This window comes from Enterobacter cloacae complex sp. P38RS (assembly GCF_014930775.1).
Classification (GTDB): Bacteria; Pseudomonadota; Gammaproteobacteria; order Enterobacterales; family Enterobacteriaceae; genus Enterobacter; species Enterobacter bugandensis.
On record NZ_JADBRS010000003.1, the window covers coordinates 84,515 to 110,465 of the forward strand.

The 25,951-nt window shown below is 58.8% G+C and carries 24 protein-coding genes and 2 tRNA genes; 10 read left to right on the forward strand and 16 right to left on the reverse strand.

The genetic code is table 11. The features are described 5' to 3' along the window. Position 1 precedes the first annotated feature (1 nt). The 11 genes from IM303_RS06245 to mltB form a co-directional block, all read right to left on the reverse strand. Positions 2 to 75 (reverse strand) — tRNA-Arg (locus IM303_RS06245). Between the two features lie 4 nt (positions 76 to 79). After that, positions 80 to 172 (reverse strand) — tRNA-Ser (locus tag IM303_RS06250). Between the two features lie 342 nt (positions 173 to 514). Beyond that, positions 515 to 700 carry a carbon storage regulator CsrA gene (gene csrA, locus IM303_RS06255; RefSeq protein WP_000906486.1) on the reverse strand — a complete coding sequence of 62 codons (186 nt, stop codon included), beginning with the start codon at positions 698 to 700 and terminating at the stop codon, positions 515 to 517. Positions 701 to 941: 241 nt separating this feature from the next. Next, positions 942 to 3,569 carry an alanine--tRNA ligase gene (alaS, locus tag IM303_RS06260; RefSeq protein ID WP_028014187.1) on the reverse strand — a complete coding sequence of 876 codons (2,628 nt, stop codon included), beginning with the start codon at positions 3,567 to 3,569 and terminating at the stop codon, positions 942 to 944. Between the two features lie 131 nt (positions 3,570 to 3,700). Beyond that, positions 3,701 to 4,201, reverse strand: coding sequence for a recombination regulator RecX (gene recX / locus IM303_RS06265; protein WP_028014188.1), 501 nt, complete (start codon positions 4,199 to 4,201; stop codon positions 3,701 to 3,703). A 68-nt stretch (positions 4,202 to 4,269) separates the two neighbouring features. Continuing rightward, positions 4,270 to 5,328 (reverse strand): recombinase RecA, encoded by a 1,059-nt coding sequence (gene recA / locus IM303_RS06270; protein ID WP_028014189.1) that lies wholly within the window; start codon positions 5,326 to 5,328, stop codon positions 4,270 to 4,272. A gap of 89 nt (positions 5,329 to 5,417) precedes the next feature. Next, entirely contained in the window at positions 5,418 to 5,915 is a 498-nt protein-coding gene (gene pncC, locus IM303_RS06275) for a nicotinamide-nucleotide amidase (RefSeq protein ID WP_028014190.1), read from the reverse strand. 129 nt (positions 5,916 to 6,044) lie between these two features. Continuing rightward, complete coding sequence (locus tag IM303_RS06280; protein WP_028014191.1) at positions 6,045 to 6,923, reverse strand: metal ABC transporter substrate-binding protein; 879 nt, start codon at positions 6,921 to 6,923, stop codon at positions 6,045 to 6,047. 14 nt (positions 6,924 to 6,937) lie between these two features. Next, positions 6,938 to 7,798: a metal ABC transporter permease gene (locus IM303_RS06285; RefSeq protein WP_045629919.1), complete on the reverse strand. Its 861-nt coding sequence runs from the start codon at positions 7,796 to 7,798 to the stop codon at positions 6,938 to 6,940. Beyond that, positions 7,795 to 8,448, reverse strand: coding sequence for a metal ABC transporter ATP-binding protein (locus IM303_RS06290; protein ID WP_193359722.1), 654 nt, complete (start codon positions 8,446 to 8,448; stop codon positions 7,795 to 7,797). Before IM303_RS06290 ends, IM303_RS06285 begins: the two co-directional genes overlap by 4 nt. 257 nt (positions 8,449 to 8,705) lie before the next feature. Further along, positions 8,706 to 9,806 (reverse strand): lytic murein transglycosylase B, encoded by a 1,101-nt coding sequence (gene mltB, locus IM303_RS06295; protein ID WP_168733281.1) that lies wholly within the window; start codon positions 9,804 to 9,806, stop codon positions 8,706 to 8,708. Between the two features lie 253 nt (positions 9,807 to 10,059). On the opposite strand from mltB, the gene srlA reads away from it, so the two are divergent. The 7 genes from srlA (at position 10,060) to gutQ (ending at position 14,970) form a co-directional block, all read left to right on the forward strand. After that, entirely contained in the window at positions 10,060 to 10,623 is a 564-nt protein-coding gene (srlA, locus tag IM303_RS06300) for a PTS glucitol/sorbitol transporter subunit IIC (protein WP_003862164.1), read from the forward strand. After that, on the forward strand, positions 10,620 to 11,579 hold the full coding sequence (locus IM303_RS06305) for a PTS glucitol/sorbitol transporter subunit IIB (protein WP_193359723.1): 960 nt from the start codon (positions 10,620 to 10,622) through the stop codon (positions 11,577 to 11,579). The genes srlA and IM303_RS06305 overlap by 4 nt, the downstream gene beginning before the upstream one ends. A gap of 12 nt (positions 11,580 to 11,591) precedes the next feature. Continuing rightward, a complete protein-coding gene (srlB, locus tag IM303_RS06310; protein ID WP_045261263.1) occupies positions 11,592 to 11,954 on the forward strand; it encodes a PTS glucitol/sorbitol transporter subunit IIA in 363 nt (120 codons plus the stop codon). A 14-nt stretch (positions 11,955 to 11,968) separates the two neighbouring features. Beyond that, the gene (srlD, locus tag IM303_RS06315; RefSeq protein ID WP_023294411.1) at positions 11,969 to 12,748 is read left to right on the forward strand and encodes a sorbitol-6-phosphate dehydrogenase; all 780 of its coding nucleotides are present in this window, start codon (positions 11,969 to 11,971) and stop codon (positions 12,746 to 12,748) included. Between the two features lie 67 nt (positions 12,749 to 12,815). Beyond that, positions 12,816 to 13,175 carry a transcriptional regulator GutM gene (gene gutM, locus IM303_RS06320; protein ID WP_193359724.1) on the forward strand — a complete coding sequence of 120 codons (360 nt, stop codon included), beginning with the start codon at positions 12,816 to 12,818 and terminating at the stop codon, positions 13,173 to 13,175. Between the two features lie 63 nt (positions 13,176 to 13,238). Beyond that, positions 13,239 to 14,012 (forward strand): DNA-binding transcriptional repressor, encoded by a 774-nt coding sequence (locus tag IM303_RS06325; protein WP_010434430.1) that lies wholly within the window; start codon positions 13,239 to 13,241, stop codon positions 14,010 to 14,012. After that, positions 14,005 to 14,970 (forward strand): arabinose-5-phosphate isomerase GutQ, encoded by a 966-nt coding sequence (gutQ, locus tag IM303_RS06330; protein ID WP_041908497.1) that lies wholly within the window; start codon positions 14,005 to 14,007, stop codon positions 14,968 to 14,970. Before IM303_RS06325 ends, gutQ begins: the two co-directional genes overlap by 8 nt. On the opposite strand, the gene norR is transcribed toward gutQ, so the two are convergent. Next, positions 14,967 to 16,481 (reverse strand): nitric oxide reductase transcriptional regulator NorR, encoded by a 1,515-nt coding sequence (norR, locus tag IM303_RS06335; protein ID WP_193359725.1) that lies wholly within the window; start codon positions 16,479 to 16,481, stop codon positions 14,967 to 14,969. The genes gutQ and norR overlap by 4 nt on opposite strands. Before the next feature lie 187 nt (positions 16,482 to 16,668). Between norR and norV the strand changes: the two genes are divergently transcribed. Together norV and norW are read left to right on the forward strand one after the other, a co-directional pair. Next, a complete protein-coding gene (norV, locus tag IM303_RS06340) occupies positions 16,669 to 18,111 on the forward strand; it encodes an anaerobic nitric oxide reductase flavorubredoxin (RefSeq protein ID WP_193359726.1) in 1,443 nt (480 codons plus the stop codon). After that, positions 18,108 to 19,241: an NADH:flavorubredoxin reductase NorW gene (gene norW, locus IM303_RS06345; RefSeq protein ID WP_193359727.1), complete on the forward strand. Its 1,134-nt coding sequence runs from the start codon at positions 18,108 to 18,110 to the stop codon at positions 19,239 to 19,241. The genes norV and norW overlap by 4 nt, the downstream gene beginning before the upstream one ends. Before the next feature lie 90 nt (positions 19,242 to 19,331). Here the strand turns inward: norW and IM303_RS06350 are convergent, their stop codons facing one another. The 4 genes from IM303_RS06350 to IM303_RS06365 form a co-directional block, all read right to left on the reverse strand. Then, positions 19,332 to 20,354, reverse strand: coding sequence for a HoxN/HupN/NixA family nickel/cobalt transporter (locus tag IM303_RS06350; RefSeq protein ID WP_193359728.1), 1,023 nt, complete (start codon positions 20,352 to 20,354; stop codon positions 19,332 to 19,334). A gap of 1 nt (position 20,355) precedes the next feature. Then, the gene (gene hypF, locus IM303_RS06355) at positions 20,356 to 22,572 is read right to left on the reverse strand and encodes a carbamoyltransferase HypF (RefSeq protein WP_193359729.1); all 2,217 of its coding nucleotides are present in this window, start codon (positions 22,570 to 22,572) and stop codon (positions 20,356 to 20,358) included. A 6-nt stretch (positions 22,573 to 22,578) separates the two neighbouring features. Continuing rightward, positions 22,579 to 23,124, reverse strand: a complete 546-nt coding sequence (gene hydN / locus IM303_RS06360; RefSeq protein ID WP_008499565.1) for an electron transport protein HydN — start codon at positions 23,122 to 23,124, stop codon at positions 22,579 to 22,581. Between the two features lie 133 nt (positions 23,125 to 23,257). Further along, positions 23,258 to 24,271, reverse strand: a complete 1,014-nt coding sequence (locus tag IM303_RS06365; protein WP_192971689.1) for a LacI family DNA-binding transcriptional regulator — start codon at positions 24,269 to 24,271, stop codon at positions 23,258 to 23,260. A gap of 213 nt (positions 24,272 to 24,484) precedes the next feature. Between IM303_RS06365 and ascF the strand changes: the two genes are divergently transcribed. Continuing rightward, entirely contained in the window at positions 24,485 to 25,936 is a 1,452-nt protein-coding gene (ascF, locus tag IM303_RS06370; protein ID WP_045261256.1) for a PTS cellobiose/arbutin/salicin transporter subunit IIBC, read from the forward strand. Positions 25,937 to 25,951: the final 15 nt, after the last annotated feature.

Below are 25,951 nucleotides of genomic sequence, written 5' to 3' on the forward strand. Positions count from 1 at the left end.
GTGCATCCGGGAGGATTCGAACCTCCGACCGCTCGGTTCGTAGCCGAGTACTCTATCCAGCTGAGCTACGGATGCAAAATGGCGGTGAGGCGGGGATTCGAACCCCGGATGCAGCTTTTGACCGCATACTCCCTTAGCAGGGGAGCGCCTTCAGCCTCTCGGCCACCTCACCACACAACGCCTCTTTCGAGTGCTTCGAGCAACTCGTTAAGAGCTTCTCGTCGCTGCGTGGCGCATATATTACTTTCTGGGACTTATAAGTCAAACAATTTTCCAAAAGCTTTTATCGTTTGCACAAATCACACGCAATTCGCATGTAAAAGCCGCAAAGAGGGTGTTTTATAAGCGGATTTTGCAGGCAACGCCACAGAAAACATCTGCCGAAATGGCGGTATTGAGACGAGTTAAGGGTAACGGAGTGGTTAAAAAGAGAGCGATTGAAATTAAACGGTAACTTTGAGCAGGAAAAATAGCGGGAGGGTTGCGTCTCGCCCGACAGCGAGACGCGACAATATCAGTAACTGGACTGCTGGGATTTTTCAGCCTGGATACGCTGGTAGATCTCTTCACGGTGGACAGATACTTCTTTAGGAGCGTTAACACCAATACGTACCTGGTTACCCTTTACCCCTAAAACTGTCACGGTGACCTCATCCCCAATCATGAGGGTCTCACCAACTCGACGAGTCAGAATCAGCATTCTTTGCTCCTTGAAAGATTAAAAGAGTCGGGTCTCTTGTATCCCGGCATTATCCATCATATAACGCCAAAAAGTAAGCGATGACAAACACGTAAAGTGTAAGCAGTCACGGCATCACATTCTGTTAAACGTAAGTTTAGCCGATATACACAAACTCAACCTGACTTTATCGTTATCGATAGCACAGTGAACAAGACGCCATAACGTTGCCGCTATGGCGTCTGCTTGTGCTTTGTAGTTATTACAGTTTCGCGCTTACCCAGCTTTCAACGCTGGCTAATGCCGCAGGAAGTGCCGCCGCATCCGTACCACCGGCTTGCGCCATGTCCGGACGACCGCCACCCTTGCCGCCCACCTGCTGAGCGACCATACCAATCAGTTCCCCTGCTTTAACGCGGTCGGTCACATCCTTAGAGACGCCCGCAATCAGAGAAACCTTACCTTCTGCCACTGTCGCCAGCACGATAACGGTAGAACCAAGCTGGTTCTTGAGATCGTCGACCATAGTACGCAGCATCTTAGGCTCAACGCCCGCCAGATCGCTGACCAGCAGTTTGACGCCCTTAATGTCTACCGCTTTACTGGAGAGGTTTGCACTCTCCTGCGCCGCAGCCTGCTCTTTCAGCTGCTGCAGCTCTTTTTCCAGCTGACGCGTGCGATCCAGCGCAACGCGCACTTTCTCGCCCAGATTCTGGCTATCGCCTTTCAGCAGCTGCGCGATGTCGTGCAGCTGATCGCTCTGCGCATGCAGGCTGGCGATTGCGCCTTCACCGGTCACCGCTTCAATACGACGCACACCTGCAGCCGTACCGGATTCGGAAACAATGCGGAACAGGCCGATGTCACCGGTGCGCGAGGCGTGGGTACCGCCGCACAGTTCGGTAGAGAAGTCGCCCATGCTCAACACGCGAACGCGCTCGTCATATTTCTCGCCAAACAGCGCCATCGCACCTTTTTTCTTCGCGTCCTCAAGATCCATGATGTGGGTCTCAATTGGCAGGTTACGACGGATCTGCGCGTTCACCAGGTCTTCCACCGCGCGAATTTCAGACGGCTTCATCGCTTCAAAATGCGAGAAGTCGAAGCGCAGCACTTTATCGTTTACCAGAGAACCTTTCTGTGCAACGTGGGTACCCAGCACGTCGCGCAGGGCTGCGTGCATCAGGTGGGTTGCAGAGTGGTTCAGACGAATGCGCGCACGGCGTGCTTCATCAACGTTAGCCTGTACGCCCTCGCCCACTTTCAGAGAACCGGATACCAGTTTGCCCTGGTGACCGATCGCCTGACCGTATTTCTGGGTGTCGCTGACGCTGAAGCTAAAACCGTTGCCTTTCAGTTCGCCTTTATCGCCAACCTGGCCGCCGGATTCCGCATAGAACGGCGTTTTGTCCAGAATGACGACGGCTTCCTGACCCGCGCTGATGCTGTCTACGGCTTTACCGTCAACAAACAGGGCGGTCACTTTGCCGGTCAGTTCCAGCGCTTCATAACCTTTGAATTCAGACGCGCTATCAACGCGGATCATCGCGTTGTAGTCTGCACCGAAACCGCTGGACTCACGCGCACGACGACGCTGCTCTTCCATCGCGGCTTCAAAGCCTGCTTCATCAACTTTGATGTTGCGCTCGCGGCAAACGTCCGCCGTCAGGTCAACCGGGAAGCCGTAGGTGTCGTACAGGCGGAAAGCGGTTTCGCCATCCAGCGTGTCGCCCTTAAGCTTCGCCAGTTCTTCGTCCAGCAGCGCCAGACCGCGCTCCAGCGTACGAGCGAACTGCTCTTCTTCGGTTTTCAGAACCTGCTCAACCTGCGCCTGCTGGCGTTTCAGCTCGTCGCCGGCTGACCCCATCACGCCAATCAGTGGCCCAACGAGTTTATAGAAGAAGGTGTCCTTCGCGCCCAGCATGTTGCCGTGACGGATCGCACGGCGAATGATGCGACGCAGCACGTAGCCACGGTTTTCATTCGACGGAATAACGCCGTCGGCAATCAGGAACGCACAGGAACGAATATGGTCTGCGATAACGCGCAGCGATTTGTTGTTCAGATCGGTCGCGCCGGTAACGTTCGCAACGGCTTTGATCAGAGTGCTGAACAGGTCAATCTCGTAGTTGGAGTTAACGTGCTGCAGAACCGCGGCGATACGCTCCAGGCCCATACCGGTATCAACGGACGGCTTCGGCAGCGGCTCCATGGTGCCGTCAGCCTGGCGGTTGAACTGCATGAAGACGATGTTCCAGATCTCAATATAGCGATCGCCGTCTTCTTCCGGGCTGCCTGGAGGGCCGCCCCAGATATGGTCGCCGTGATCGTAGAAGATCTCGGTGCACGGACCGCAAGGACCGGTGTCGCCCATCTGCCAGAAGTTATCAGACGCATATGGCGCGCCTTTGTTATCACCGATGCGAATAATACGCTCGCGCGGGATACCCACTTCTTTTTCCCAGATTTCGAACGCTTCGTCATCGGTTTCGTAGACGGTCACCCACAGACGCTCTTTCGGCAGGTTGAACCAGTTTTCACCGGTCAGCAGCTCCCATGCGTATTGAATGGCATCATGTTTGAAGTAGTCGCCGAAGCTGAAGTTACCCAGCATTTCGAAGAAGGTGTGGTGGCGCGCGGTGTAACCGACGTTTTCCAGGTCGTTGTGTTTACCGCCCGCACGCACGCAACGCTGTGAGGTTGTGGCGCGGGAATAATTACGCTTGTCGAGACCAAGGAACACATCCTTGAACTGGTTCATCCCGGCGTTGGTAAACAGCAGAGTCGGATCGTTGTTCGGTACCAGGGAGCTGCTGGCAACAACCTGGTGTCCCTTACTATGGAAAAAATCGAGAAACGCCTGACGGATCTCAGCGGTGCTCTTGCTCATAATTATCCTGAAATCAAGCTAACGAAATGTCGTAGCCAGCCTGTATCGGTAAACCGTTGGACGGACCAGCTACTGGAAAAAGTGGGAATAAGATAAGTTTTCTTTAGTGGGAAGTAAAATCCCGCATGCGTTCAATCGGCAAAATTACGCCAGATATCCTGAATATCTTCCATCAGAAAGCCGCGGTAGAGCAAAAAGCGCTGGATTTTGACTTTTTCTGAAAATTCACGCGGCAACGGTTCGCCGTACTTACGAATCGCCTGCTCTTTTGCCAGTTCGCACCAGTCCGTGTCGCTTTCGCGCATCGCTTTTTCGATGGACTCCCTGGCCACCCCTTTCTGGTTAAGCTCCTGGCGGATGCGCGCGGGCCCATACCCTTTGCGACCACGGCTGGCGAGAAAACGCGAGGCAAACCGGTCATCGTCCAGGTAATGATGCTCATAGCACCAGGCCACCACGCGGTCGTAGTCTTCCGCAGTGGCATCAATCTCCTCCGGCCCGTTTTTGCTCATGACGGGCGCTGACAGCTTCCGCCGCAGCTCCTGTTCACTGTGGTCGCGCACGGCGAGAATGCGTACCGCACGATCCAGCAAGCGCGCGTAGGCGGGTCGGCGTGATGTCGGTTCACTCATAAAAAACCTGCAGAATCAGAAATGCAAAAAGGGCCGCGTCAGCAGCCCTTCATCTTTACACGAGAGACTTAAAAGTCTTCGTTGGTTTCTTCAGCATCCGCGGCATCCACCACGAAATCAGGTTTGGAGTCCTGGTTGTTCAGCAGAAGCTCACGCACCTTCTTCTCAATCTCTTTCGCCGCAGCCGGGTTCTCTTTCAGCCAGGAGATAGCATTCGCTTTACCCTGACCAATCTTGTCACCGTTGTAGCTGTACCAGGCGCCCGCTTTTTCAATCAGCTTCTCTTTCACGCCCAGGTCAACCAGTTCGCCGAGGAAGTTGATACCTTCGCCGTAGAGGATCTGGAATTCAGCCTGTTTGAACGGTGCTGCGATTTTGTTCTTCACAACCTTCACGCGGGTTTCGCTACCCACCACGTTCTCGCCCTCTTTCACCGCGCCGATACGGCGGATATCCAGACGGACAGAGGCGTAGAATTTCAGGGCGTTACCACCGGTGGTGGTTTCCGGGTTACCGAACATCACACCAATTTTCATACGGATCTGGTTGATGAAGATCAGCAGCGTATTGGACTGCTTCAGGTTACCGGCCAGCTTACGCATCGCCTGGCTCATCATACGTGCCGCGAGGCCCATGTGAGAGTCACCGATTTCACCTTCGATTTCCGCTTTTGGCGTCAGCGCCGCAACGGAGTCGACGATGATCACGTCAACCGCACCGGAACGTGCCAGCGCGTCACAAATTTCCAGCGCCTGCTCGCCGGTGTCCGGCTGGGAACACAGCAGGTTGTCGATATCAACGCCCAGCTTACGGGCATAGACCGGGTCCAGCGCGTGCTCGGCATCGATAAACGCACAGGTTTTACCTTCGCGCTGCGCCGCTGCAACAACCTGCAGGGTCAGCGTCGTTTTACCTGAGGATTCCGGACCGTAGATTTCTACGATACGCCCCATCGGCAAACCGCCCGCGCCCAGTGCGATATCCAGAGAAAGCGAACCGGTGGAGATTGTTTCCACATCCATGGAACGGTCTTCACCCAGGCGCATGATGGAGCCTTTACCGAATTGCTTTTCGATCTGGCCCAGTGCTGCCGCCAACGCTTTCTGTTTGTTTTCGTCGATAGCCATTATTACTCCTGTCATGCCGGGAGAAGCAACTGCGCTTCACCATGGACTTCTGTTCTGTTGGTGCAATTATACTGTATAGTCATACAGTATCAAGTATTTTGTAGAAATTGTTGCCAGAGCGTTTTTAACGCATAAACGGTAGCCTGACGACGCACGCTTTCGCGATCGCCGCTGAAGCACTCCCGGCGGGTGATCCCCTCCCCTTTGGACGTGGCAAACCCGAACCAGACGGTGCCGACAGGCTTCACGTCGCTGCCGCCGTCCGGCCCCGCGATGCCGCTGATGGAAATGGCGTAATCTGCCCGCGCCTCTTTCAGCGCGCCAATGGCCATTTCAATGACAACCGGTTCGCTGACCGCGCCATGCTGTTCCAGCGTGGCTTCGCGCACGCCAATCATCTGCGCCTTAGCTTCGTTACTGTAGGTCACAAAGCCACGTTCAAACCAGGCGGAACTGCCGGCGATATCGGTAATCGCTTTCGCCACCCAGCCGCCGGTGCAGGATTCCGCGGTGGTAATAGTCGCGCCACGCTGCTTCAGGGCAAGGCCAACGATCTCGCTTAGCTGCATCAATTCATGGTCAGTCATTCTTGCTCCAGGCTTGAGAAAAACGTGCAGCACAAGATAGCACTTTCTCGTCAGATATGGGGATGCGCTTCAGGTTTTACGAGGGGGCTTCAGAAAAAAGCCGGTGCGGGCGCACCGGCTGTAGAAATATTATTTCATGCTGTTCGCAAGCGTATCGACATTATGGCGAAACGCCTTAACGTAGGTGTCTGCTGCTCCACCTTTTGCCGACAAGGCTTCCGGGTAAAGTTCGCCGCCCGGCTGTGCGCCCGTCGCCGACGCAATCTGCTTCACCAGACGCGGGTCGAGCTGGTTTTCCATAAACCACGTTTTCACGCCGTCGGCTTTAATCTGCTTGATAATCTCCGCCACCTGCGACGCGCTGGCCTCGCTCTCTGAAGAGAGTCCTTGAGGTGCCATGAAGGTTACGCCGTAAGCGCGGCCAAAATAACCAAACGCGTCATGGCTGGTCAGCACTTTGCGCTTTTCCTGCGGGATCTGGCTAAAGCGCGTTTTGGCCCAGCTGTCCAGTTGCGTCAGTTGCGCAATGTATGGTTTTCCTGAAGCCTCCAGCGCCGCTTTGTCTTCCGGATCGGCTTTCACCAGCCCGTTCAGAATATTTTGCGCATACAGCGCACCGTTCGCCGCGCTGTTCCAGGCGTGCGGATCGGTCACGGTCTTTCCATCTTCCTCAAGCGTGTGGGTTTTCACCCCGTTTGAGGCAACGACCAGCTGGCCTTTGAACCCGGAGGCTTTCACCAGGCGGTCGAGCCAGCCTTCCAGCCCTAAACCGTTGACCACGACCACGTCAGCCTTGCTCAGCGCCGCGCTGTCCTTAGGCGACGGTTCGAAGGTATGGGGATCGCCGTCCGGCCCCACCAGCGTCGTCACATTTACACGATCGCCCCCCACCTCCTGCGCGATATCCCCCAGTATCGAAAAGCTGGTGACCACATTCAGCGTTTTCGCCATCACGCTATGCGACATCATCCCCAGCGCTAGCGCCATGATTAATCCTGTACTTTTCATCGTTTCCCCTTGCGTTAAAAAAGCGCCCGCAGGCTGCCAGCCAGCCTGCTGCGCGTGCCAAATAAAACGGAAATAAAAAACAGCGCGCTGGCGGTCAGCACAATAGATGGCCCCGCGGGTAAACTTGCCGCCCAGGAGAGGCTTAGCCCCAACCACGCGCAGAAAATACCGCTGATACCAGCCATCAGGAGTAATCCGGGTAAGGTGCGGACCCAACAGCGCGCCGCCACCGCCGGGAGCATCATCAGCCCGACGGCCATCAGCGTGCCGAGCACCTGAAAACCGGCCACCAGGTTCAGGACCAGCAGCGCCAGAAACAGACCGTGCAATAAGCCTGGTAGCCAGCGGGCATTCACCTGCAGCCAGGCGGTGTCAAACGCCTCCGTCACCAGCCCGCGGTAAAAAAGGGCCAGCATGATAAGGGTGAAGATGCACACGCCGGTCACAAACAGCGCGGCGTCGTTGTCCACCGCGAGGATTGAGCCAAACAGCAGATGCAGCAGATCGACATTCGAGCCGCGTAGAGATACCAGCGTGACGCCCAGCGCCAGTGACCCCAGGTAAAAACCGGCAAAGCTGGCATCCTCTTTCAGCGGCGTGCGGCGGCTGACCAGCCCGGCCACCAGCGCAACGGCAATCCCGGCGATAAACCCGCCAACGGTCATAGCCAACAGCGACATCCCGCTGAGCAAATACCCCACGGCGACGCCGGGCAAAATGGCGTGAGAAAGCGCATCGCCCATCAGGCTCATCCGGCGCAGCTGAAGAAACACGCCGAGCGCGGTGGTGCTGACGGAGAGCGCCAGGCAAACCACCAGCGCGCGACGCATAAAGCCGAATTCGATAAACGGCTGGAAGAATGTGTGCCAGATCATGCCACCCTCACCCGTTCGGTTTTCCACTGGGGGGCGTCAGCATCCAGCCGCAGCGTCTGCGGGAAGTGGCGCGCCACGCGCTCGCTGTCGTGCAGTACCGCGAGCAGCGTTTGCCCCTGCATATACATCTCCAGCATCAGATCCATCAGCACGTTGCAGGTCGCTTCATCAACGCCGGTGAAGGGCTCGTCGAGCATCACCAGCGGCGCCTGCTGTACTAACACGCGGGCAAAAAGCATGCGCTGAAACTGGCCGCCGGAGAGTTCATCAATGGTGGAGAGCGCCATCGACTCCAGCCCCACGCGCTCAAGTGCACCACTAATGCGCAGACGCGCTTCGCGACGAAAACCGGCGAAAAGCGAAATTCCGGGCCAGCAGCCCATGCTCACCACGTCCTGCACGGTCAGCGGAAACTGCGCTTCCAGCGCGTGACGCTGCGCCAGCCATCCGATTACTGGTCGTCTACCCTGCCAGTAAAATCTGCCGCTGACGGGCGGAATAAATCCGGCGAGGGTTTTCAGCAGCGTGGATTTGCCGCAGCCGTTGGCGCCGATAATCGCGGTCATGCTGCCGCGTTCAATCACGCCCGAAAGCGGACGCGTGACGGGCTGGCGGTCGTAGCCCGCAACCAGTGCGTTCATCACGATCATGGCAGCGCCACCGCCCAGCGCACGGCCAGCCCGAGAAAAAGAATGAGCACCATCGCCAGCAGCAGCCGAACCGGGGATGAGAGAGAAAACAGGGACATTGATATTTCAACTCAAAAATAATGTTATAACATAACAATAATGAAAGGCGATGAAGATGTAAACGGCGGGAGTGACATGGGAGTGTGGCGAAATGTTTCTGCGGGAAAGAGGTGCGCGCGGGTGCCCTCTCCCACAGGGAGAGGGCGGAATAAGGCGAGTTACTGACTAAACGGCGACGCCGCCGGGACGCGAGCCTGCGATACCGCCAGCCCCAGTTGCCACACCGCCATCGCATAGTGGGTGCTATGGTTGTAGCGGGTGATGGTGTAGAAGTTCGGCATGCCGTACCAGTACTGGTAGCCGGTTCCCACGTCCAGACGCAGCAGGCTCACCTGGTCAACATTGCCCAGCGGCTGGGTTGGCGTTAAGCCTGCCGCCGTCAGCTGTGCAACGCTGTATTTGGTTTTAAAGCCGTTTTCCAGACCAAACGCTTCGCCGTTCGCCTGCACGGCAACCTGGCCGCCCGGCGTCCAGCCGTGCGCTTTGAAGTAGTTCGCCACGCTGCCGATGGCATCCACCGGATCCCACAGGTTAATGTGACCATCCCCGTTAAAGTCGACGGCATACTGCTTATAGGAGGACGGCATAAACTGGCCGTAGCCCATCGCGCCGGCAAATGACCCTTTCAGATCGAGCGGATCGTCCTGCTCGTTGCGCGCCATCAGCAGGAAGGTTTCCAGCTCGGAAGAGAAATACTCCGCGCGGCGCGGGTAGTTAAAGGAGAGCGTCGCCAGTGCGTCGAGGATGCGGGTTTTGCCCATCACGCGACCCCAGCGGGTCTCTACGCCGATAATCCCGACGATGATTTCCGGCGGCACGCCATAAACCTGCCACGCGCGGTTGAGCGCATCTTCATACTGGTTCCAGAACGCCACGCCGTTTTGCACGTTGTCCGGGGTAATAAACTGTTTGCGGTAGCGCAGCCACGCGCCGTTCGGCCCGCTCGGCACCTGGGCGGACGGTGCCTGCCTGTCCATCAGGCGCAGAACGTAGTCCAGACGCTTCGCCTGAGACAGAATTTCATGCAGCTGCTGGCGGTCGAAACCGTGTTTGCTCACCATTTTATCGATGAACTGCTCGGCCGCCGGGTTATTCGCGAAGTCGCCTCCCATCTGCATCATATTGTGCTGCGGCTCCAGCAGGAATCCCCCGGAAGGTGCGCCCGCCGTTTGCTGAACGGCTTCGGTCTTAGGTTTGCTGCTACAGGCAGACAGCAGGATAAGCGCAGGCAACAGCGCTGCATAACGACGCTTGAACATGAGACATCCATTTAACGGGTTCGACAAGAACCCAGTATGGTAAAGCATCCGCAACACCTCAAGGAAGCGGTACGCGCCTCCACAACGCAAATCCGCGCTTTTTTCCACCGAAAATCATTCACCTCATCAATTAACTTTCAAAATAATACATTTTTCTTTCATTGTGAGATCTAACTAACACTTTAAAACCTTTCAAAGTGATTATTATTAGCCGCAGTTATACAAAAACAAAAAAGCCCCACAGGAGAGAAGAATGATAGAGACCATCACCCACGGCGCCGAGTGGTTCATCGGGCTGTTTCAGAAAGGCGGAGAAGTGTTCACCGGCATGGTGACCGGGATCCTGCCCCTGCTGATCAGCCTGCTGGTGATCATGAACGCGCTGATCAACTTTATCGGCCAGCAGCGCATCGAACGCTTTGCCCAGCGCTGCGCCGGTAACCCGCTGTCCCGCTACCTGATATTGCCATTCATCGGCACCTTTGTTTTCTGTAACCCGATGACCTTAAGCCTCGGCCGCTTTATGCCGGAAAAGTACAAGCCGAGCTACTACGCCGCCGCCTCCTACAGCTGCCATTCGATGAACGGCCTGTTCCCGCACATCAACCCCGGAGAGCTGTTTGTCTATCTCGGGATCGCCAGCGGCCTGACCACGCTTGGCCTGCCGCTCGGCCCGCTGGCGGTGAGCTACCTGCTGGTTGGCCTGGTGACCAACTTCTTCCGCGGCTGGGTGACCGACCTCACCACCGCTATTTTCGAGAAAAAAATGGGCATCCAGCTTGAACAGAAGGTCCATCTTTCAGGAGCGACAGCATGAACCGGATCCGCATTGAGAAAGGCACGGGCGGCTGGGGCGGCCCGCTGGAGTTCGACGCCACCGAAGGCAAAAAGATCGTCTACATCACCGCGGGCACGCGCCCGGCGATTGTCGACAAGCTGCGCGAGCTGACCGGCTGGGAAGCGGTTGACGGCTTTAAAGAGGGCGAGCCGCCGGAAGCGGACATCGGCGTGGCGGTGATTGACTGCGGCGGCACGCTGCGCTGCGGCATCTATCCGAAGCGCCGCATTCCGACGGTGAATATTCACTCCACCGGGAAATCCGGCCCGCTGGCGCAGTACATCCTCGAGGACATTTATGTCTCGGGCGTGAAGGAGGACAACATCACTCTGGTGAATGGCACTGCCGCGCCGCAAAAAGCAGCCCCGCGCGAGTACGACACCAGCAAGAAGATCACCGAGCAGAGCGACGGCCTGCTGGCGAAGGTCGGGATGGGGATGGGCTCCGCCGTGGCGGTGCTGTTCCAGTCCGGGCGCGACACTATCGATACGGTGCTGAAAACGATTCTGCCGTTTATGGCGTTCGTCTCGGCGCTGATCGGCATCATCATGGCGTCCGGTCTGGGCGACTGGATTGCCCACGTCCTCGCCCCGCTCGCCAGCCACCCGCTCGGGCTGGTGACGCTGGCGCTGATCTGCTCCTTCCCGCTGCTGTCGCCGTTCCTCGGCCCGGGCGCGGTGATTGCCCAGGTCATCGGCGTGCTGATTGGCGTGCAGATTGGTCTGGGCAACATTCCCCCGCACCTCGCCCTGCCCGCCCTGTTTGCCATTAACGCCCAGGCGGCGTGCGACTTCATCCCCGTGGGGCTGTCGCTGGCCGAAGCGCGCCAGGACACCGTGCGCGTGGGCGTACCGTCCGTGCTGGTGAGCCGCTTCCTGACGGGCGCGCCGACGGTGCTGATTGCCTGGTTTGTCTCCGGCTTTATCTATCAATAAGAGGTTCCTGCAATGAACGTCATTTACCAGACCACCATTACCCGCATCGGCCAGAGCGCAGCGGACGCGCTGAGCGACCAGATGCTGATCACCTTCCGCGAAGGCGCTCCGGCGGATATCGAAGAGTTTTGCTTTATCCACTGCCACGGCGAACTGAACGGCGAGCTGAAGGCCGGAAGCCAGCTGGAGCTGGGCGAGGCGCGCTATGCCGTCACCGCCGTCGGCGACGTGGCCGAGCAAAACCTGCGCGAGCTCGGCCACATCACCCTGCGCTTCGACGGCCAGCCGCAGGCGGAATACCCCGGTACGGTTCACGTGGATGGCCCGGTTCCGCAGGCTGTCACCCCAGGCTGCACGTTAAAATTTGTTGCGTAATTAAGGAGAGTCACATGAGTCAGGTTGCCGTTGTCATTGGTGGGGGACAAACCTTAGGCGAGTTTCTCTGCCGTGGGCTTGCCGCAGAAGGTTACCGCGTGGCGGTAGTGGACATTCAGAGTGAAAAAGCCGCCCGCGTGGCGGACACCATCAATACCGAGTTTGGCGAAGGGATGGCGTACGGGTTTGGTGCCGACGCCACCAGCGAGCAGAGCGTGATGGCGCTGGCCCGCGGCGTGGACGAGATTTTTGGGCGCACCGACCTGCTGGTCTACAGCGCGGGGATTGCGAAAGCGGCGTTTATCAGCGATTTCGAACTGGGGGATTTTGACCGTTCGCTGCAGGTGAATCTGGTGGGCTATTTCCTTTGCGCCCGCGAGTTTTCACGCCTGATGATCCGCGACGGCATTCAGGGACGCATCATTCAGATCAACTCAAAATCCGGGAAAGTGGGCAGCAAGCACAACTCCGGGTACAGCGCGGCGAAGTTTGGCGGCGTGGGGCTGACGCAGTCCCTGGCGTTGGATCTGGCCGAATACGGGATTACCGTGCACTCGCTGATGCTGGGCAACCTGCTGAAATCGCCGATGTTCCAGTCCCTGCTGCCGCAGTACGCCACCAAGCTCGGCATCAAGGCTGAGGAAGTGGAGCAGTACTACATCGATAAAGTGCCGCTGAAGCGCGGGTGTGACTATCAGGACGTGCTGAACATGCTGCTGTTTTACGCCAGTCCGAAAGCGTCGTACTGCACCGGACAGTCGATTAACGTGACCGGTGGGCAGGTGATGTTCTGATCGAGCGGCCTGGTGCCCTCACCCTAACCCTCTCCCACCGGGAGAGGGAACAAAACAAGGAGTCGATATGGTAACCGCACTCATCACCGTCGCCGGCCTCGCCTGGCTGTGCCAGATGGCGTTTGGCGGCTGGCAGATCCACCAGTTTAACCGCGCGTTTGATGCGCTGTGTCAGAAGGGCCGCGTCGGCGTCGGGCGTTCCGGCGGACGCTTTAAACCGCGCGTGGTCGTCGCTGTAGCGCTGGACGAGCACGACCGGGTGTGCGATTCCCTCCTCATGCGTGGCATAACGGTATTTGCCCGTCCGGCCAAAATCCAGGCAATCAACGGCCTCTTGTTACAGGAATTGCAGCCTGATGTGATCTTTCCCCATGATCCACTCTGTCAGAATGCACTATCATTAGCGCTCAATCTGAAACATGGATAATTTCGTTGTGAAAGTTATAGACTTGCGAAATTATCATTTCGCAACCTAAGGAACGAAGCGCCTATGAAACCACGTCAGCGGCAGGCGGCCATTCTCGAGCATCTACAAAAGCAGGGAAAATGCTCGGTAGAGGATCTGGCCCACTACTTTGACACCACCGGCACGACAATACGCAAGGACCTGGTATTGCTCGAAAACTCTGGCGCCGTTATTCGCACCTATGGCGGCGTGGTGCTCAACAAGGACGAAGCGGACCCGCCAATCGATCACAAAACGCTGATCAATACCCACCAGAAAGCGCTGATTGCCGAAGCCGCCGTCAAATTTATCCAGGACGGCGATTCCATCATCCTCGACGCAGGCAGTACCGTCCTGCAGATGATCCCCCTGCTCAGCCGCTTTAACAACATCACGGTGATGACCAACAGCCTGCACATCGTCAACGCGCTGTCCGAGTTCGACAGCGAGCAGACCATCCTGATGCCCGGCGGCACCTTCCGCAAAAAATCGGCGTCCTTTCACGGCCAGCTGGCGGAGAACGCTTTCGACCACTTCAGCTTCGATAAACTGTTTATGGGCACGGACGGCATCGACCTTAACGCAGGCGTCACAACGTTTAACGAGGTGTTCAGCGTCAGCAAAGCCATGTGCAACGCCGCGCGGGAAGTGATTTTAATGGCCGACTCGTCGAAGTTTGGCCGCAAAAGCCCCAATATTGTCTGTAGCCTCGAAAGCGTTGATAAGCTGATTACCGACGCGGGTATCGATCCGGCGTTCAAAAAAGCGCTGGAAGAGAAAGGGATCGACGTGATCGTAACCGGAGAAAGAGATGAGTGATTTTCTGTTAGAAACGGGCCGCCAGACGCTGATGCTGGAGCTGCAGGAAGCCAGCCGCCTGCCGGAACGTCTGGGCGAGGATTTTGTCCGCGCCGCCAACACCATTATCCACTGCGAAGGCAAAGTGATTGTGGCGGGCATCGGTAAATCCGGCCATATCGGCAAGAAGATTGCCGCGACGCTCGCCAGCACCGGTACCCCGGCGTTCTTCGTGCATCCGGCAGAGGCGCTGCACGGCGATCTCGGGATGATCGAAAGCCGCGACGTGATGCTGTTTATCTCCTACTCCGGTTCGGCCAAAGAGCTGGATCTGATTATTCCGCGCCTGCAGGAAAAATCGGTCGCCCTGCTGGCGATGACCGGGAAACCCCGCTCGCCGCTGGCGCTGGCCGCCAAAGCGACGCTGGATATTTCCGTTGAGCGTGAAGCCTGCCCGATGCACCTCGCCCCGACCTCCAGCACCGTTAACACCCTGATGATGGGCGACGCGCTGGCGATGGCGGTAATGCAGGCGCGCGGATTCAATGAGGAAGATTTTGCCCGTTCGCATCCGGCAGGTGCGCTCGGCGCGCGACTGCTCAACAAGGTTCACCATCTGATGCGCACTGACGATGCCATTCCGCAGGTCAAACTCGATACCAGCGTGATGGACGCGATGCTGGAGCTGAGCCGCACCGGTCTGGGGCTGGTGGCGGTATGCGATGACGGCGGAAACGTGAAGGGCGTCTTCACCGACGGCGACCTGCGCCGCTGGCTGGTGGGCGGCGGCAGGCTGGAAACAAACGTGTCTGACGCCATGACCAAAGGCGGGCTGACGCTCAACGCCGACAGCCGCGCCATTGAAGCCAAAGAGGTGCTGATGAAGCGCAAAATCACCGCCGCACCGGTGGTGGACGAGCACGGCAGGCTGTGCGGCGCTATCAACCTGCAGGACTTCTACCAGGCCGGGATTATTTAACCCTTCAGCCCAAGACGCTTCGCCAGCCGGTGCAGGTTGGCGACGTCCATCTCCAGCGCCCGCGCGCACGCCGCCCAGCTGCGGTTATTCTGCTCCAGCGCGCGGGTAATCATCTGACGCTGAAACTCTTCTGTCGCTTCGCGCAGGTTTTCGATTGCGATCTCAGGCACAGCAGGCTTCACGGTCGGAGCATTTTCCTCATGCAGCGCAAAATGGCGCGCATGAATCACCACTTCATCCCCCGAGCGCGTCGCCCTCGCCAGCACCACCGAGCGGTGAATCGCATGCTCCAGCTCGCGCACGTTGCCCGGCCAGCCGTAGCTGAGCAGATGCGCTCTCGCCCCCGGGCTAAGCACCACGCGGGACAGCCCCATTTTGAGACGGCACTGTTCGCAGAAATAACCCGCCAGCAGCACCACGTCGTCTCCGCGCTCACGCAGCGGCGGCACGGACAGCGGGAACACGCTCAGGCGATGGAACAGGTCGGCGCGGAACTGCCCGGCCAGCACCGCTTCGCGCAGATCCCGGTTGGTCGCAGCAAGGACCCGCACGTCCACCCGCAGGCTGCGGTCATCCCCCACGCGCTGGATGTCGCCGTACTGCAATACGCGCAGCAGTTTGGCCTGAAGTGAAAGGGAAAGCTCGCCAATCTCATCAAGAAACAGCGTGCCGTTATCGGCCATTTCAAACTTGCCGCTGCGGTTGCTGATGGCCCCGGTAAACGCCCCTTTGACGTGACCGAACAGCTCGCTCTCCGCCACGCTTTCCGGCAGCGCGGCGCAGTTAAGGTACACCAGCGGGTTGACCGCGCGCGGCGAAGCTTCGTGGATGGACTTCGCCACCAGCTCCTTACCGGTACCGGTCTCTCCGAAGATCAGCACGTTCAGATCGGACGCGGCAACAATCTCAATCTCTTTTTTGAGCTGCGCCATGCCGGGCGAAAGGCCGATCATCTCCGTATGCGCCACCTGCTCAAACGCCGCCGGGCTTCCGGGAAGAATATTCTGGCTCTCCAGCTGCTCTATCAGCAGCGCATTATTCAGCGCTCCGGCGGCCAGCGCGGCAATCAGGCGCAGTTCTTCGTCGCTGAAGGTGTCGAACTGATCCGGCGACATGCCGTCGAGGGTTAATGCGCCAATCAGATTCTGCCCGGCGAACAGCGGCAGGCCAATACAGGCGTGCACCTTCAGGCTCTCCTGCCCCGGAATCAGGCCGTCGTACGGATCGGGCAGATCGCTGTCTGCCGGGAAACGCACCACGTCGCCCGCGCGGGCGATGGTTTCCAGACGCGGGTGGCCCTCCAGCGTAAAGCGCCGCCCGAGTACGTCCTTCGCCAGGCCGTCGATAGCCAGCGGAATAAACTGCCGCCCTTCGTAACGCAGCAGCGCCGACGCATCGCAATCCAGCACGTGGCGCAGCGTGGAGATCAGGCGCTGAAAGCGGTCCTGATGGCCGATACCGGTTTGCAGTTCTATGGCGATCTTCGCCAGGACGTCTACGCAAAAGCTCATGTCTGCCTCACTGTCATTTTGACAATGCATAATGTCATATTGACTCTTTTTAGGATAGTCATAATGACTACTCATTATGGGGCATTAAATCACAACCTATTGAATATTAATAACTTAAAAAGTTGGCACGCAACTTGATATAAGCAAACCATCTTATATAAAAACGCTGTATTAAGTTGAGGTTGCTATGTCTATTCTGGTTAAAAATAACATTCATTGGGTGGGTCAACGTGACTGGGAAGTGCGCGATTTCCACGGGACGGAATACAAAACGCTGCGCGGCAGCAGCTACAACAGCTATCTCATCCGCGAAGGTAAAAACGTCCTGATCGATACCGTCGATCACAAATTCAGCCGTGAGTTCGTGCAGAACCTGCGCGGTGAAATCGACCTGAATGACATCGACTACATCATCATCAACCATGCGGAAGAGGACCACGCCGGGGCCCTGACCGAGCTGATGTCCCACATTCCGGATACCCCAATCTACTGCACCACCAACGCCATTGATTCAATTAACGGCCACCACCATCATCCGGAGTGGAACTTCCACACCGTAAAAACCGGCGACACGCTGGATATCGGCAACGGCAAGCAGCTGATCTTCGTCGAAACCCCGATGCTGCACTGGCCGGACAGCATGATGACCTACATGACCGGCGACGCGGTGCTGTTCAGCAACGACGCCTTTGGCCAGCACTACTGCGACGAACGCCTGTTTAATGATGAAGTGGATCAGACCGAGCTGTTCGAACAGTGTCAGCGCTACTACGCCAATATCCTGACTCCGTTCAGCCGCCTGGTGACGCCTAAAATTACCGAGATCCTCGGCTTCAACCTGCCGGTGGACATGATTGCGACCTCCCACGGCGTGGTGTGGCGTGAAAACCCCACCCAGATCGTCGAGCTGTACCTGAAATGGGCCGCGGATTACCAGGAAGACCGCATCACTATCTTCTACGACACCATGTCCAACAACACCCGCATGATGGCGGACGCGATTGCCCAGGGGATCAATGAAGTTGACCCGAACGTGGCGGTGAAAATCTTCAACGTGGCGCGCAGCGATAAGAACGAGGTATTGACCAACGTCTTCCGCTCCAAGGGCGTGCTGGTGGGTACCTCCACCATGAATAACGTGATGATGCCGAAGATTGCCGGCCTGGTGGAAGAGATGACCGGCCTGCGCTTTCGTAACAAACGCGCCAGCGCCTTTGGTTCACACGGCTGGAGCGGCGGCGCGGTAGACCGTCTTTCCACCCGTTTACAGGATGCAGGTTTTGAGATGTCCATGAGCCTGAAGGCGAAATGGCGTCCGGATATCGACGCGCTGGAAATCTGCCGCCAGCATGGCCGCGACATCGCCCGTCAGTGGGCACTCGCCCCGCTTCCTGAAGTCACCGCAAAACCTGCGGAACAGCCACAAATCTGTTCTACGGCAGCCAGCGCCGATCTCGGTCCGCGCATGCAGTGCAGCGTCTGCCAGTGGATCTACGATCCTGAGCTTGGCGAACCGCTGCAGGATGTTGCCCCGGGCACGCCGTGGAGCGAGGTGCCAGACAACTTCCTCTGCCCGGAATGCTCCCTCGGCAAAGACGTCTTTGATGAACTGGCAACGGAGGCAAAATGAGCAACGGCATCGTTATCATCGGCTCGGGCTTTGCTGCCCGCCAGCTGGTGAAAAATATCCGCAAACAGGATGCAAACGTGCCGTTGACGCTGATCGCCGCCGACAGCATGGACGACTACAACAAGCCTGATTTAAGCCACGTCATTAGCCAGAATCAGCGCGCCGATGACCTCACCCGCCAGACGGCGGGGGAGTTCGCGGAGCAGTTCAACCTGCGTCTGTTTCCGTACACCTGGGTCACCGATATCGATGCCGACGCCCACGTGGTAAAAACGAAAGCGAAAACCTGGCAGTACGACAGGCTGGTGCTGGCGACGGGCGCCTCTGCGTTTGTGCCGCCGGTTGAGGGCCGCGAGCTAATGGTCACCCTCAACAGCCAGCAGGAGTATCAGGCCAGCGAAACCCAGCTACGCGATGCCGCTAGGGTGATGATTGTCGGCGGCGGGCTGATTGGCACCGAGCTGGCGATGGACTTCTGTCGGGCGGGTAAATCCGTCACCCTGGTTGACCACGCGGCGAGCATTCTGTCGGCGCTGATGCCGGCAGAAGTAAGCAGTCGCTTACAGCATCGTCTGACTGATATGGGCGTGCATCTGATGTTGAAATCGCAGCTACAAAGCCTGAGCAAAACCGAAGGCGGTATCCGTGCCACGCTCGACCGAAGCCGCAGCGTAGAAGTGGATGCGGTGGTTGCCGCGACGGGCCTGCGCCCGGAAACCGCGCTGGCGCATCGCGCAGGGGCTGAAATAAACCGCGGCGTGAAGGTAAATAGCTACCTGCAAACCACGCGGCCGGATATTTATGCCCTGGGCGACTGCGCGGAAATTAACGGCCAGGTGCTGCCCTTCCTGCAGCCGATTCAGTTAAGCGCCATGTATCTGGCAAAAAACCTGCTCGGCGGCAGCGCGCCGCTGAAATTACCCGCCATGCTGGTAAAGGTCAAAACGCCGGAATTGCCGCTGCATCTTGCAGGTGAAACGCAGCGTCAGGATCTGGACTGGCAGATTGCCCTTTCGCCGCAGGGCATGGTGGCGCGCGGCACCGATGCTGACGGTCAGATATGCGCCTTTGTCGTCAGCGAAGACCGGATGAAGGAGGCCTTCGCCCTGCTGAAATCGCTGCCTGCTTAACCCTCGTATTGCCGGGTAGCGCTCCGCTTACCCGGCCTACATGCAGACCCGCGCAAGCGTAGCGCCGCCGGGTAAAACAGGGTGGGGAGTTCAGGAACGCACCACCAGCGCGTCGTAGCCGCGCCAGCGATAGTTGGCCATGGAGATGAGCCAGCAGGCAACGAACAGCCCGACAACCACAAACCCGGCGTTGCCCAGGTTGTCATTTACCGCGCCGATCAGATCCCAGATGCCGCCGCTGAGGGCAAATTTATCCATCAGCAGGCCCAGCGCTTCCAGCCCGCCGATAAACAGCGCCACCACCACGGAGGTGCCGGTGATGGTCATGTTGTAGTAGAGCTTGCGCTGCGGTTTATCAAACGCCCAGCCGTAGGCACCGACCATCAGCAGGTTATCGAGCGTATCCACCAGCGCCATGCCGCTGGCGAAGAGCGCCGGGAAGATCATGATTGACCACACGGACATCCCGCTGGAGGCGCTGGCGGCGGAGATCCCCAGCACGCCAATTTCGGTGGCCGTGTCGAAGCCGAGGCCAAACAGGAAACCCACCAGATACATCTGCCAGCTTTTATTGACGAGGCGGAAGGTTTTACGGAACAGCCAGTTCATAACGCCCCCCTGGGCAGGCAGCGTGACGTCACCCTGCACCGTCTGGCCCTTTTTCAGCGCCTGGAAACTGCGCCAGACGCCGCGCAGGATCACCATATTCACCAGCGCCATCGCCAGCAGGAAGGTGGCGGATACCGCAGTGCCAATCAGGCTGCCGGTTTCGTGGAACCATTCCATGTTTTTCTGAAACGCCGTGGCGGTGGCGGCGATGGCAATGGAGGCCAGCACCACGATGGTGGAGTGCCCCAGCGAGAACCACGCCCCCACCCCGCACGGGCGTTTGCCCTGCTGCATCATCTTACGCGTCACGGTATCAATGGCCGCGATGTGGTCGGCATCCACCGCATGGCGCAGCCCGTAGCACCACGCCAGCAGGCTGGCGGCCATCAGCGCCGTGCTGCCGCTAAAAGAGTGCCATGCCCATCCCCAGGCCAGCAGGTTTGCCATTACCAGAGCCAGCAGCAGAAGCGCGGCGCGAGGTTCGTTGCGTAACAGTCGTAACATTTTAAATCCTTTTTGAACATGACCGGGCAGCGGCAACCACCGCCTGCCCGAAGGAGATCGCTCCGTCACCTGCGGGCAGGCGCGAAGGAAAAAGAAGCGTAAAATCAGAGAGATGATGACGCAGGCGCGCGCGCAGCAGGCGGTTGTGCAACACGCCGCCGCTGAAGCAGATTGTCGAAATCGATAAGCGTCGGGCATGGCGCGCGGCGAGCTGAGCCAGCCCTTTTGCCAGCGCGTCGTGAAACGCCCACGCGCGCTCGCAGGGCTCCGCCTGCCAGTTCAGCCACTGCTGCCAGAACAGCGCAAGGTTATTCGCTTTCAGAATCACCGGATGGTCAACGCCCGCGCACTGCGATGCCAGCGCCTCCAGCCTGCACGCTGCCTCGCCTTCGTAGCGCTGCGCGTCGATGCCCAGCGCGCAGGCGACCGCGTCAAACAAACGCCCGCAGGACGACGCCTGCGGCGCGTTGATGCCACGCTGGATCGCCGTTGCCAGCAGCGGCCAGCTGTGGCGCTGAACCGCTCGCGTTTCCGGGTAGCGTTGCCAGTCCGGGACAAACGCCAGGCAGTGGGCGAGCAGATTACGCCACGGCTGCTTTGCCGCCAGATCGCCGCCCGGCAGCGCCACGGCAGGCAGGCCGCCGAGCCGTTCGCAGTCGAGATAGTTCACCCGCAGGCACTCTCCGCCCCACAGCGCGCCGTTCTCACCCATGCCGATCCCGTCCAGCGTCAGAGCGATAGCGTCTCCGCCGTCGAGCGGCCAGCCGTTCTCCGCCAGGCACGCCGCCGCGTGAGCGTGATGATGCAGCACGGTTTCGACGGGCAGCGCCTGCTCCTGCGCCCACCGGCGCGCGCGATACCCCGGATGGGCATCGCACACCAGCTTATCAGGCTGGAAAGCGTAGATGTCCTGCATCGTCGAGAGCGCGCTGCGCCACTGCGCCTCTACGCCCTCGTCGCTCAGATCGCCAAAGTGCTGGCTCAGCACCGCCTGGTTGCCGCGCACCAGGCAGAAGGTGTTTTTCATCTCTGCACCGGTACACAGCATGGCGGGGATATTCTCAAAACCCGCGGGCAACGTGACGGCATCGGGCACAAAACCCCGGGCACGACGCAGGATAGCGCCATCCCGATCCATCACCGAATCATCCATGCGCTGCAGGATGTCGCGGTTGTGCAGCAGGAAGCCGTCCGCGATGCCGCCGAGCTCCTCCAGCGCCTGCGCGTTGGTGACGGCAGGCGGCCTGCCGCAGAGGTTGCCGGAGGTCATCACCAGCGGGCGCCGGCAGTCCATCAGCAAAAGATGCTGGAGCGGGTTCGCGGGCAGCATCACGCCTACGCAGTCGAGCCCTGGGGCAATTTCCTCGGGAAACGCGGGAAGCGAAGCTTTCGGCGTCAGCACGATCGGTGCCGCGGGCGAGCGTAACAGCGTCTGTATCGTCTCCGGCAGATCGTCCGCATCCGGTAGCATCACCGCCAGCGGCTTCGTCGGGCGCTGCTTGCGTGCCCGCAGCGTCGCCACTGCCTGCGGGTTAAGCGCGTCGCAGACCAGATGAAATCCCCCCAGCCCTTTAACCGCCACGATCCCGCCGTTTTTCAGCCTCTTCACCGCCGCGTTTAAGGCCGATTCGCGAGTGGCAATAGTGTCTCCGGCTCGCCATTCCAGCTGCGGCCCGCAGTCCGGGCAGGCCACCGGCTGGGCGTGGAAGCGGCGGTCGGCCGGGTTGCGGTACTCGGTTTCGCACGGCGCGCAGAGCGGGAATGCGGCCATCGACGTGGCCGGACGGTCGTACGGCATGGCGCGGATAATGGTAAACCGCGGCCCGCAGTGGGTGCAGTTGATAAACGGGTAACGATAGCGGCGCTCGCGGGGATCGCGTATTTCAGCCAGACACGCCGGGCAGGTGGCGGCATCCGGTACGATTTGCGTATCCATCGCCCCGCGATCGCTGTGGCGGATGGTAAAGTCCTCAGGCATGTCCGCCCAGGTGAACGGCTGCGTTTCAACGCGATCGATGCGCGCCAGCGGTGGGCAGTCCTGATGCAGCCTCGCGGTAAAGTCCCCCCCATTACCCGCGAGACGCACCAGGACACCCTCTCCGTCGTTGCAGACATCGCCCACAAGCTTCAGCCGGTGCGCCAGCTGCCAGACGAAGGGCCGAAACCCCACGCCCTGCACTTTGCCGCGCACCCGAAGCAGTACGCCGTTAACGCTCATCGCAGCTTAAAACAGCAGCGATGACGAGGTGTCGAACGCCGCGCGACGGCGTTTTTCTGCGCTCATCTGCTCAAGCTTGTCACGATCCACGCAGACCAGCGCGTGCGTCGGGCAGGCCTCCATACAGGCCGGGCCGGCTTCGCGGTGATAGCAAAGATCGCATTTATTGGCTTCGGCTTTCTCTGCCCGCACGCTCAGCCCCATGCCGCTGTTGCGCACCACCGGGCGGACAACCACCTCCATCGCGCCATACGGACAGGCCACCACGCAGGTTTTGCAGCCGATGCAGCGCTCCTGCATCACGTGCACAAAGCCCTTCTCGCGCTTAATCGCCCCGTTCGGGCAGACGTTCGCGCACGGCGCATCTTCGCACTGGCGACAGATGGCGGCGGTGGAAATATTCACACCTTTAATGACGTGAATGCGCGGCAGGAAAGTATCGGGAGTGAGAGAGGCGCAATCCTGCTCCGCCTGGTGGGAAACCACGCACGCCACTTCACAGGTACGGCAACCAATGCACTTGCTGGCATCGGCCATAATAAAACGGTTCATCTGCTTCTCCGGCATAACTGTTATGCGCGAAGCTATTCACAAACCGTGCCAATATTTAACCCACTGATTTTTAACAATAATAAAAACGCAGCGTTTCTGTCATCGTCATTAGTGACGATGACAGATGTCGACGTCAGCGGTGCGGACCATCGGTAACGGAGTCGCGCAGGACAAGCTCGCCAGAAAAGGTTTGCTGATATTTGAACTCTCCGCCGTCGAGCATAAAAATCAGGCGACTGACGATCTCCTGGATCATCGCCGTCACCGGAATACGCACGCTGGAGAGCGACGGCACGATGTAGGGCGCAATCGCCACGTCGTCAAAGCCGATAACGGACACCGCGTCCGGGGTGGCGACGCCGCTGTCGTGCAGCTGCTTGATGGCGCCGATCGCCATATCGTCGTTGCTCGCCACCAGCGCGGTAAACGGTTCGCCGCGGGAGAGGAGTTGAGTGACCGCCGCCGCGCCGCTGGCCGGGCTCCACTTCCCTTCGGCGATAAGCGCGTCACGCGCTGCAATACCGTGCTGCGCCAGCGCATCCCTGTAACCGGAAAGACGCTCAACCCCGGTGGGGGAATCCAGCGAACCGGTGATAAAGGCAATCTCCCGGTGCCCTTTCGCAATCAGCTGCGACACCGCGTCCTGACACGAGGCTTTATGATCGGACCAGACGCTGTGGCTGCTGTTTTTCCGCAGGCGGCGGTTAAGCACCATAATCGGCTGCTCGCATTTCTCGACGAGCTCGTCCAGCTCTTCCACGCTCAGAAAACGCGGGTAGATAATTACCGCATCGCAGCGCATATCCAGTAGATACTGGATCGCCTCGCGCTCTTCTTCGGCGCTGTGCTTGCCGTCGGCGAGGATCAGCTGCCGCCCTTTTTCTTCCGTCATCCGCGCGGCGTTAAACAGCAGCTCGCTAAAGTAGACGCCGTGATACAGGGTGTTGGTCACTACCAGCCCAAGCGTCTGGGTGCGTTTGGTCGCCAGGTTTCGCGCCAGCAAGTTCGGGCGATAGCCGCTCTCTTCAATGGCCTGAAAAACCCGGTCTTTGGTCTCCTGGCTAACGTAGCCGTTGCCCGACAACACCCGGGAAACCGTCGCTTTCGACACGCCTGCCCGCTTCGCCACTTCCAGCATCGTGGTCATATTGTTCTTCCATCCGAAACTCATGCGGGCAGTGTACTGCACCGCGAAAAAATTGTCGCAGCGACGACGTCACGCTTTCTACACCCCACTGCGATCTTCATCACGAAAAGAAAAAATGTCCAAAAAGCGGTCTTGTTTCAACAAAAGAAACTCATGATGATTATGTGGAACCGGTTTCCTACATTTCACACAACGATAACAGGAACAGATCCGATGGCCAAAAACTACGCTGCGCTGGCAAACGACGTTATCAGCGCGCTGGGCGGCAAAGAGAACATCGTCGCCGTCACCCACTGCATGACGCGCCTGCGTTTCGTTCTGAAAGACGAAAATCTTACCGACGTTGCGCGCCTGAAAAGCATCAGCGGCGTGCTTGGCGTGGTGCGTAACGACAACCAGTGCCAGGTGATTATTGGCAACACGGTTTCACAGGCGTACCGCGAAGTAGTGAGCCTGCTGCCCGTTGACCTGCAGCCCGTGGTACCGGAAGGCCCGCAGAAGCTGACGTTACGCCGCATTGGTGCCGGGATCCTCGACGCGCTGATCGGCACCATGTCGCCGCTGATCCCGGCAATCATCGGCGGTTCGATGGTCAAGCTGCTGGCGATGATCCTCGAAATGACTGGCGTGCTGGAAAAAGGCGCGCCGACGCTCACCATTTTGACGGTCATTGGCGACGGGGCGTTCTTCTTCCTGCCGCTGATGGTAGCGGCCTCGGCGGCGGTGAAGTTTAAAACCAACATGTCGCTGGCGATCGCCATCGCGGGCGTGCTGGTGCACCCGAGCTTTATCGAGCTAATGGCGAAAGCCGCGCAGGGCGAGCACGTTGAGTTCGCCTTTATTCCGGTGACGGCGGTGAAATACACCTATACCGTCATCCCGGCGCTGGTCATGACCTGGTGCCTGTCGTATATCGAACGCTGGGTGGATCGCATCACCCCGGCGGTGACCAAAAACTTCCTCAAGCCGATGCTGATCGTGCTGATTGCCGCCCCGCTCGCCATCGTGCTGATTGGCCCGCTGGGGATCTGGATCGGTAGCGCCATCTCCGCGCTGGTTTACACCATTCACGGCTACCTGGGCTGGCTCTCCGTCGCCATCATGGGCGCACTGTGGCCGCTGCTGGTGATGACCGGGATGCACCGCGTGTTTACGCCGACCATCATTCAGACCATTGCCGAAACGGGCAAAGAAGGAATGGTGATGCCGTCAGAAATCGGCGCCAACCTGTCGCTCGGCGGCTCGTCGCTGGCGGTGGCATGGAAAACGAAAAACCCGGAACTGCGCCAGACGGCGCTGGCCGCGGCGGCCTCCGCCATCATGGCGGGGATCTCTGAACCGGCCCTGTACGGCGTAGCGGTACGCCTGAAGCGTCCGCTGATTGCGAGCCTGATCAGCGGCTTTATCTGCGGCGCGGTGGCGGGTATGGCAGGCCTTGCCAGCCACTCGATGGCGGCGCCGGGGCTGTTTACCAGCGTGCAGTTCTTCGACCCGGCCAACCCGATGACCATCGTCTGGGTGTTTGGCGTAATGGGGCTGGCGGTGGTGCTGTCATTTGTTCTGACCCTGCTGTTAGGGTTTGAGGATATCCCGGTCGAAGACGAGGCTGAAAAAGCGCGCGCCCTGCAGACCGCACCGGTACAGAACAACGCAGCAAAAGCATAAATTGAAAGCGAGGTA

Coding starts and splice junctions, on each gene's coding strand:
- csrA (WP_000906486.1), bottom strand. CDS start 700: ATGCTGATTCTGACTCGTCGAGTTGGTGAGACCCTCATGATTGGGGAT.
- alaS (WP_028014187.1), bottom strand. CDS start 3,569: ATGAGCAAGAGCACCGCTGAGATCCGTCAGGCGTTTCTCGATTTTTTC.
- recX (WP_028014188.1), bottom strand. CDS start 4,201: ATGAGTGAACCGACATCACGCCGACCCGCCTACGCGCGCTTGCTGGAT.
- recA (WP_028014189.1), bottom strand. CDS start 5,328: ATGGCTATCGACGAAAACAAACAGAAAGCGTTGGCGGCAGCACTGGGC.
- pncC (WP_028014190.1), bottom strand. CDS start 5,915: ATGACTGACCATGAATTGATGCAGCTAAGCGAGATCGTTGGCCTTGCC.
- IM303_RS06280 (WP_028014191.1), bottom strand. CDS start 6,923: ATGAAAAGTACAGGATTAATCATGGCGCTAGCGCTGGGGATGATGTCG.
- IM303_RS06285 (WP_045629919.1), bottom strand. CDS start 7,798: ATGATCTGGCACACATTCTTCCAGCCGTTTATCGAATTCGGCTTTATG.
- IM303_RS06290 (WP_193359722.1), bottom strand. CDS start 8,448: ATGATCGTGATGAACGCACTGGTTGCGGGCTACGACCGCCAGCCCGTC.
- mltB (WP_168733281.1), bottom strand. CDS start 9,806: ATGTTCAAGCGTCGTTATGCAGCGCTGTTGCCTGCGCTTATCCTGCTG.
- srlA (WP_003862164.1), top strand. CDS start 10,060: ATGATAGAGACCATCACCCACGGCGCCGAGTGGTTCATCGGGCTGTTT.
- IM303_RS06305 (WP_193359723.1), top strand. CDS start 10,620: ATGAACCGGATCCGCATTGAGAAAGGCACGGGCGGCTGGGGCGGCCCG.
- srlB (WP_045261263.1), top strand. CDS start 11,592: ATGAACGTCATTTACCAGACCACCATTACCCGCATCGGCCAGAGCGCA.
- srlD (WP_023294411.1), top strand. CDS start 11,969: ATGAGTCAGGTTGCCGTTGTCATTGGTGGGGGACAAACCTTAGGCGAG.
- gutM (WP_193359724.1), top strand. CDS start 12,816: ATGGTAACCGCACTCATCACCGTCGCCGGCCTCGCCTGGCTGTGCCAG.
- IM303_RS06325 (WP_010434430.1), top strand. CDS start 13,239: ATGAAACCACGTCAGCGGCAGGCGGCCATTCTCGAGCATCTACAAAAG.
- gutQ (WP_041908497.1), top strand. CDS start 14,005: ATGAGTGATTTTCTGTTAGAAACGGGCCGCCAGACGCTGATGCTGGAG.
- norR (WP_193359725.1), bottom strand. CDS start 16,481: ATGAGCTTTTGCGTAGACGTCCTGGCGAAGATCGCCATAGAACTGCAA.
- norV (WP_193359726.1), top strand. CDS start 16,669: ATGTCTATTCTGGTTAAAAATAACATTCATTGGGTGGGTCAACGTGAC.
- norW (WP_193359727.1), top strand. CDS start 18,108: ATGAGCAACGGCATCGTTATCATCGGCTCGGGCTTTGCTGCCCGCCAG.
- IM303_RS06350 (WP_193359728.1), bottom strand. CDS start 20,354: ATGTTACGACTGTTACGCAACGAACCTCGCGCCGCGCTTCTGCTGCTG.
- hypF (WP_193359729.1), bottom strand. CDS start 22,572: ATGAGCGTTAACGGCGTACTGCTTCGGGTGCGCGGCAAAGTGCAGGGC.
- hydN (WP_008499565.1), bottom strand. CDS start 23,124: ATGAACCGTTTTATTATGGCCGATGCCAGCAAGTGCATTGGTTGCCGT.
- IM303_RS06365 (WP_192971689.1), bottom strand. CDS start 24,271: ATGACCACGATGCTGGAAGTGGCGAAGCGGGCAGGCGTGTCGAAAGCG.
- ascF (WP_045261256.1), top strand. CDS start 24,485: ATGGCCAAAAACTACGCTGCGCTGGCAAACGACGTTATCAGCGCGCTG.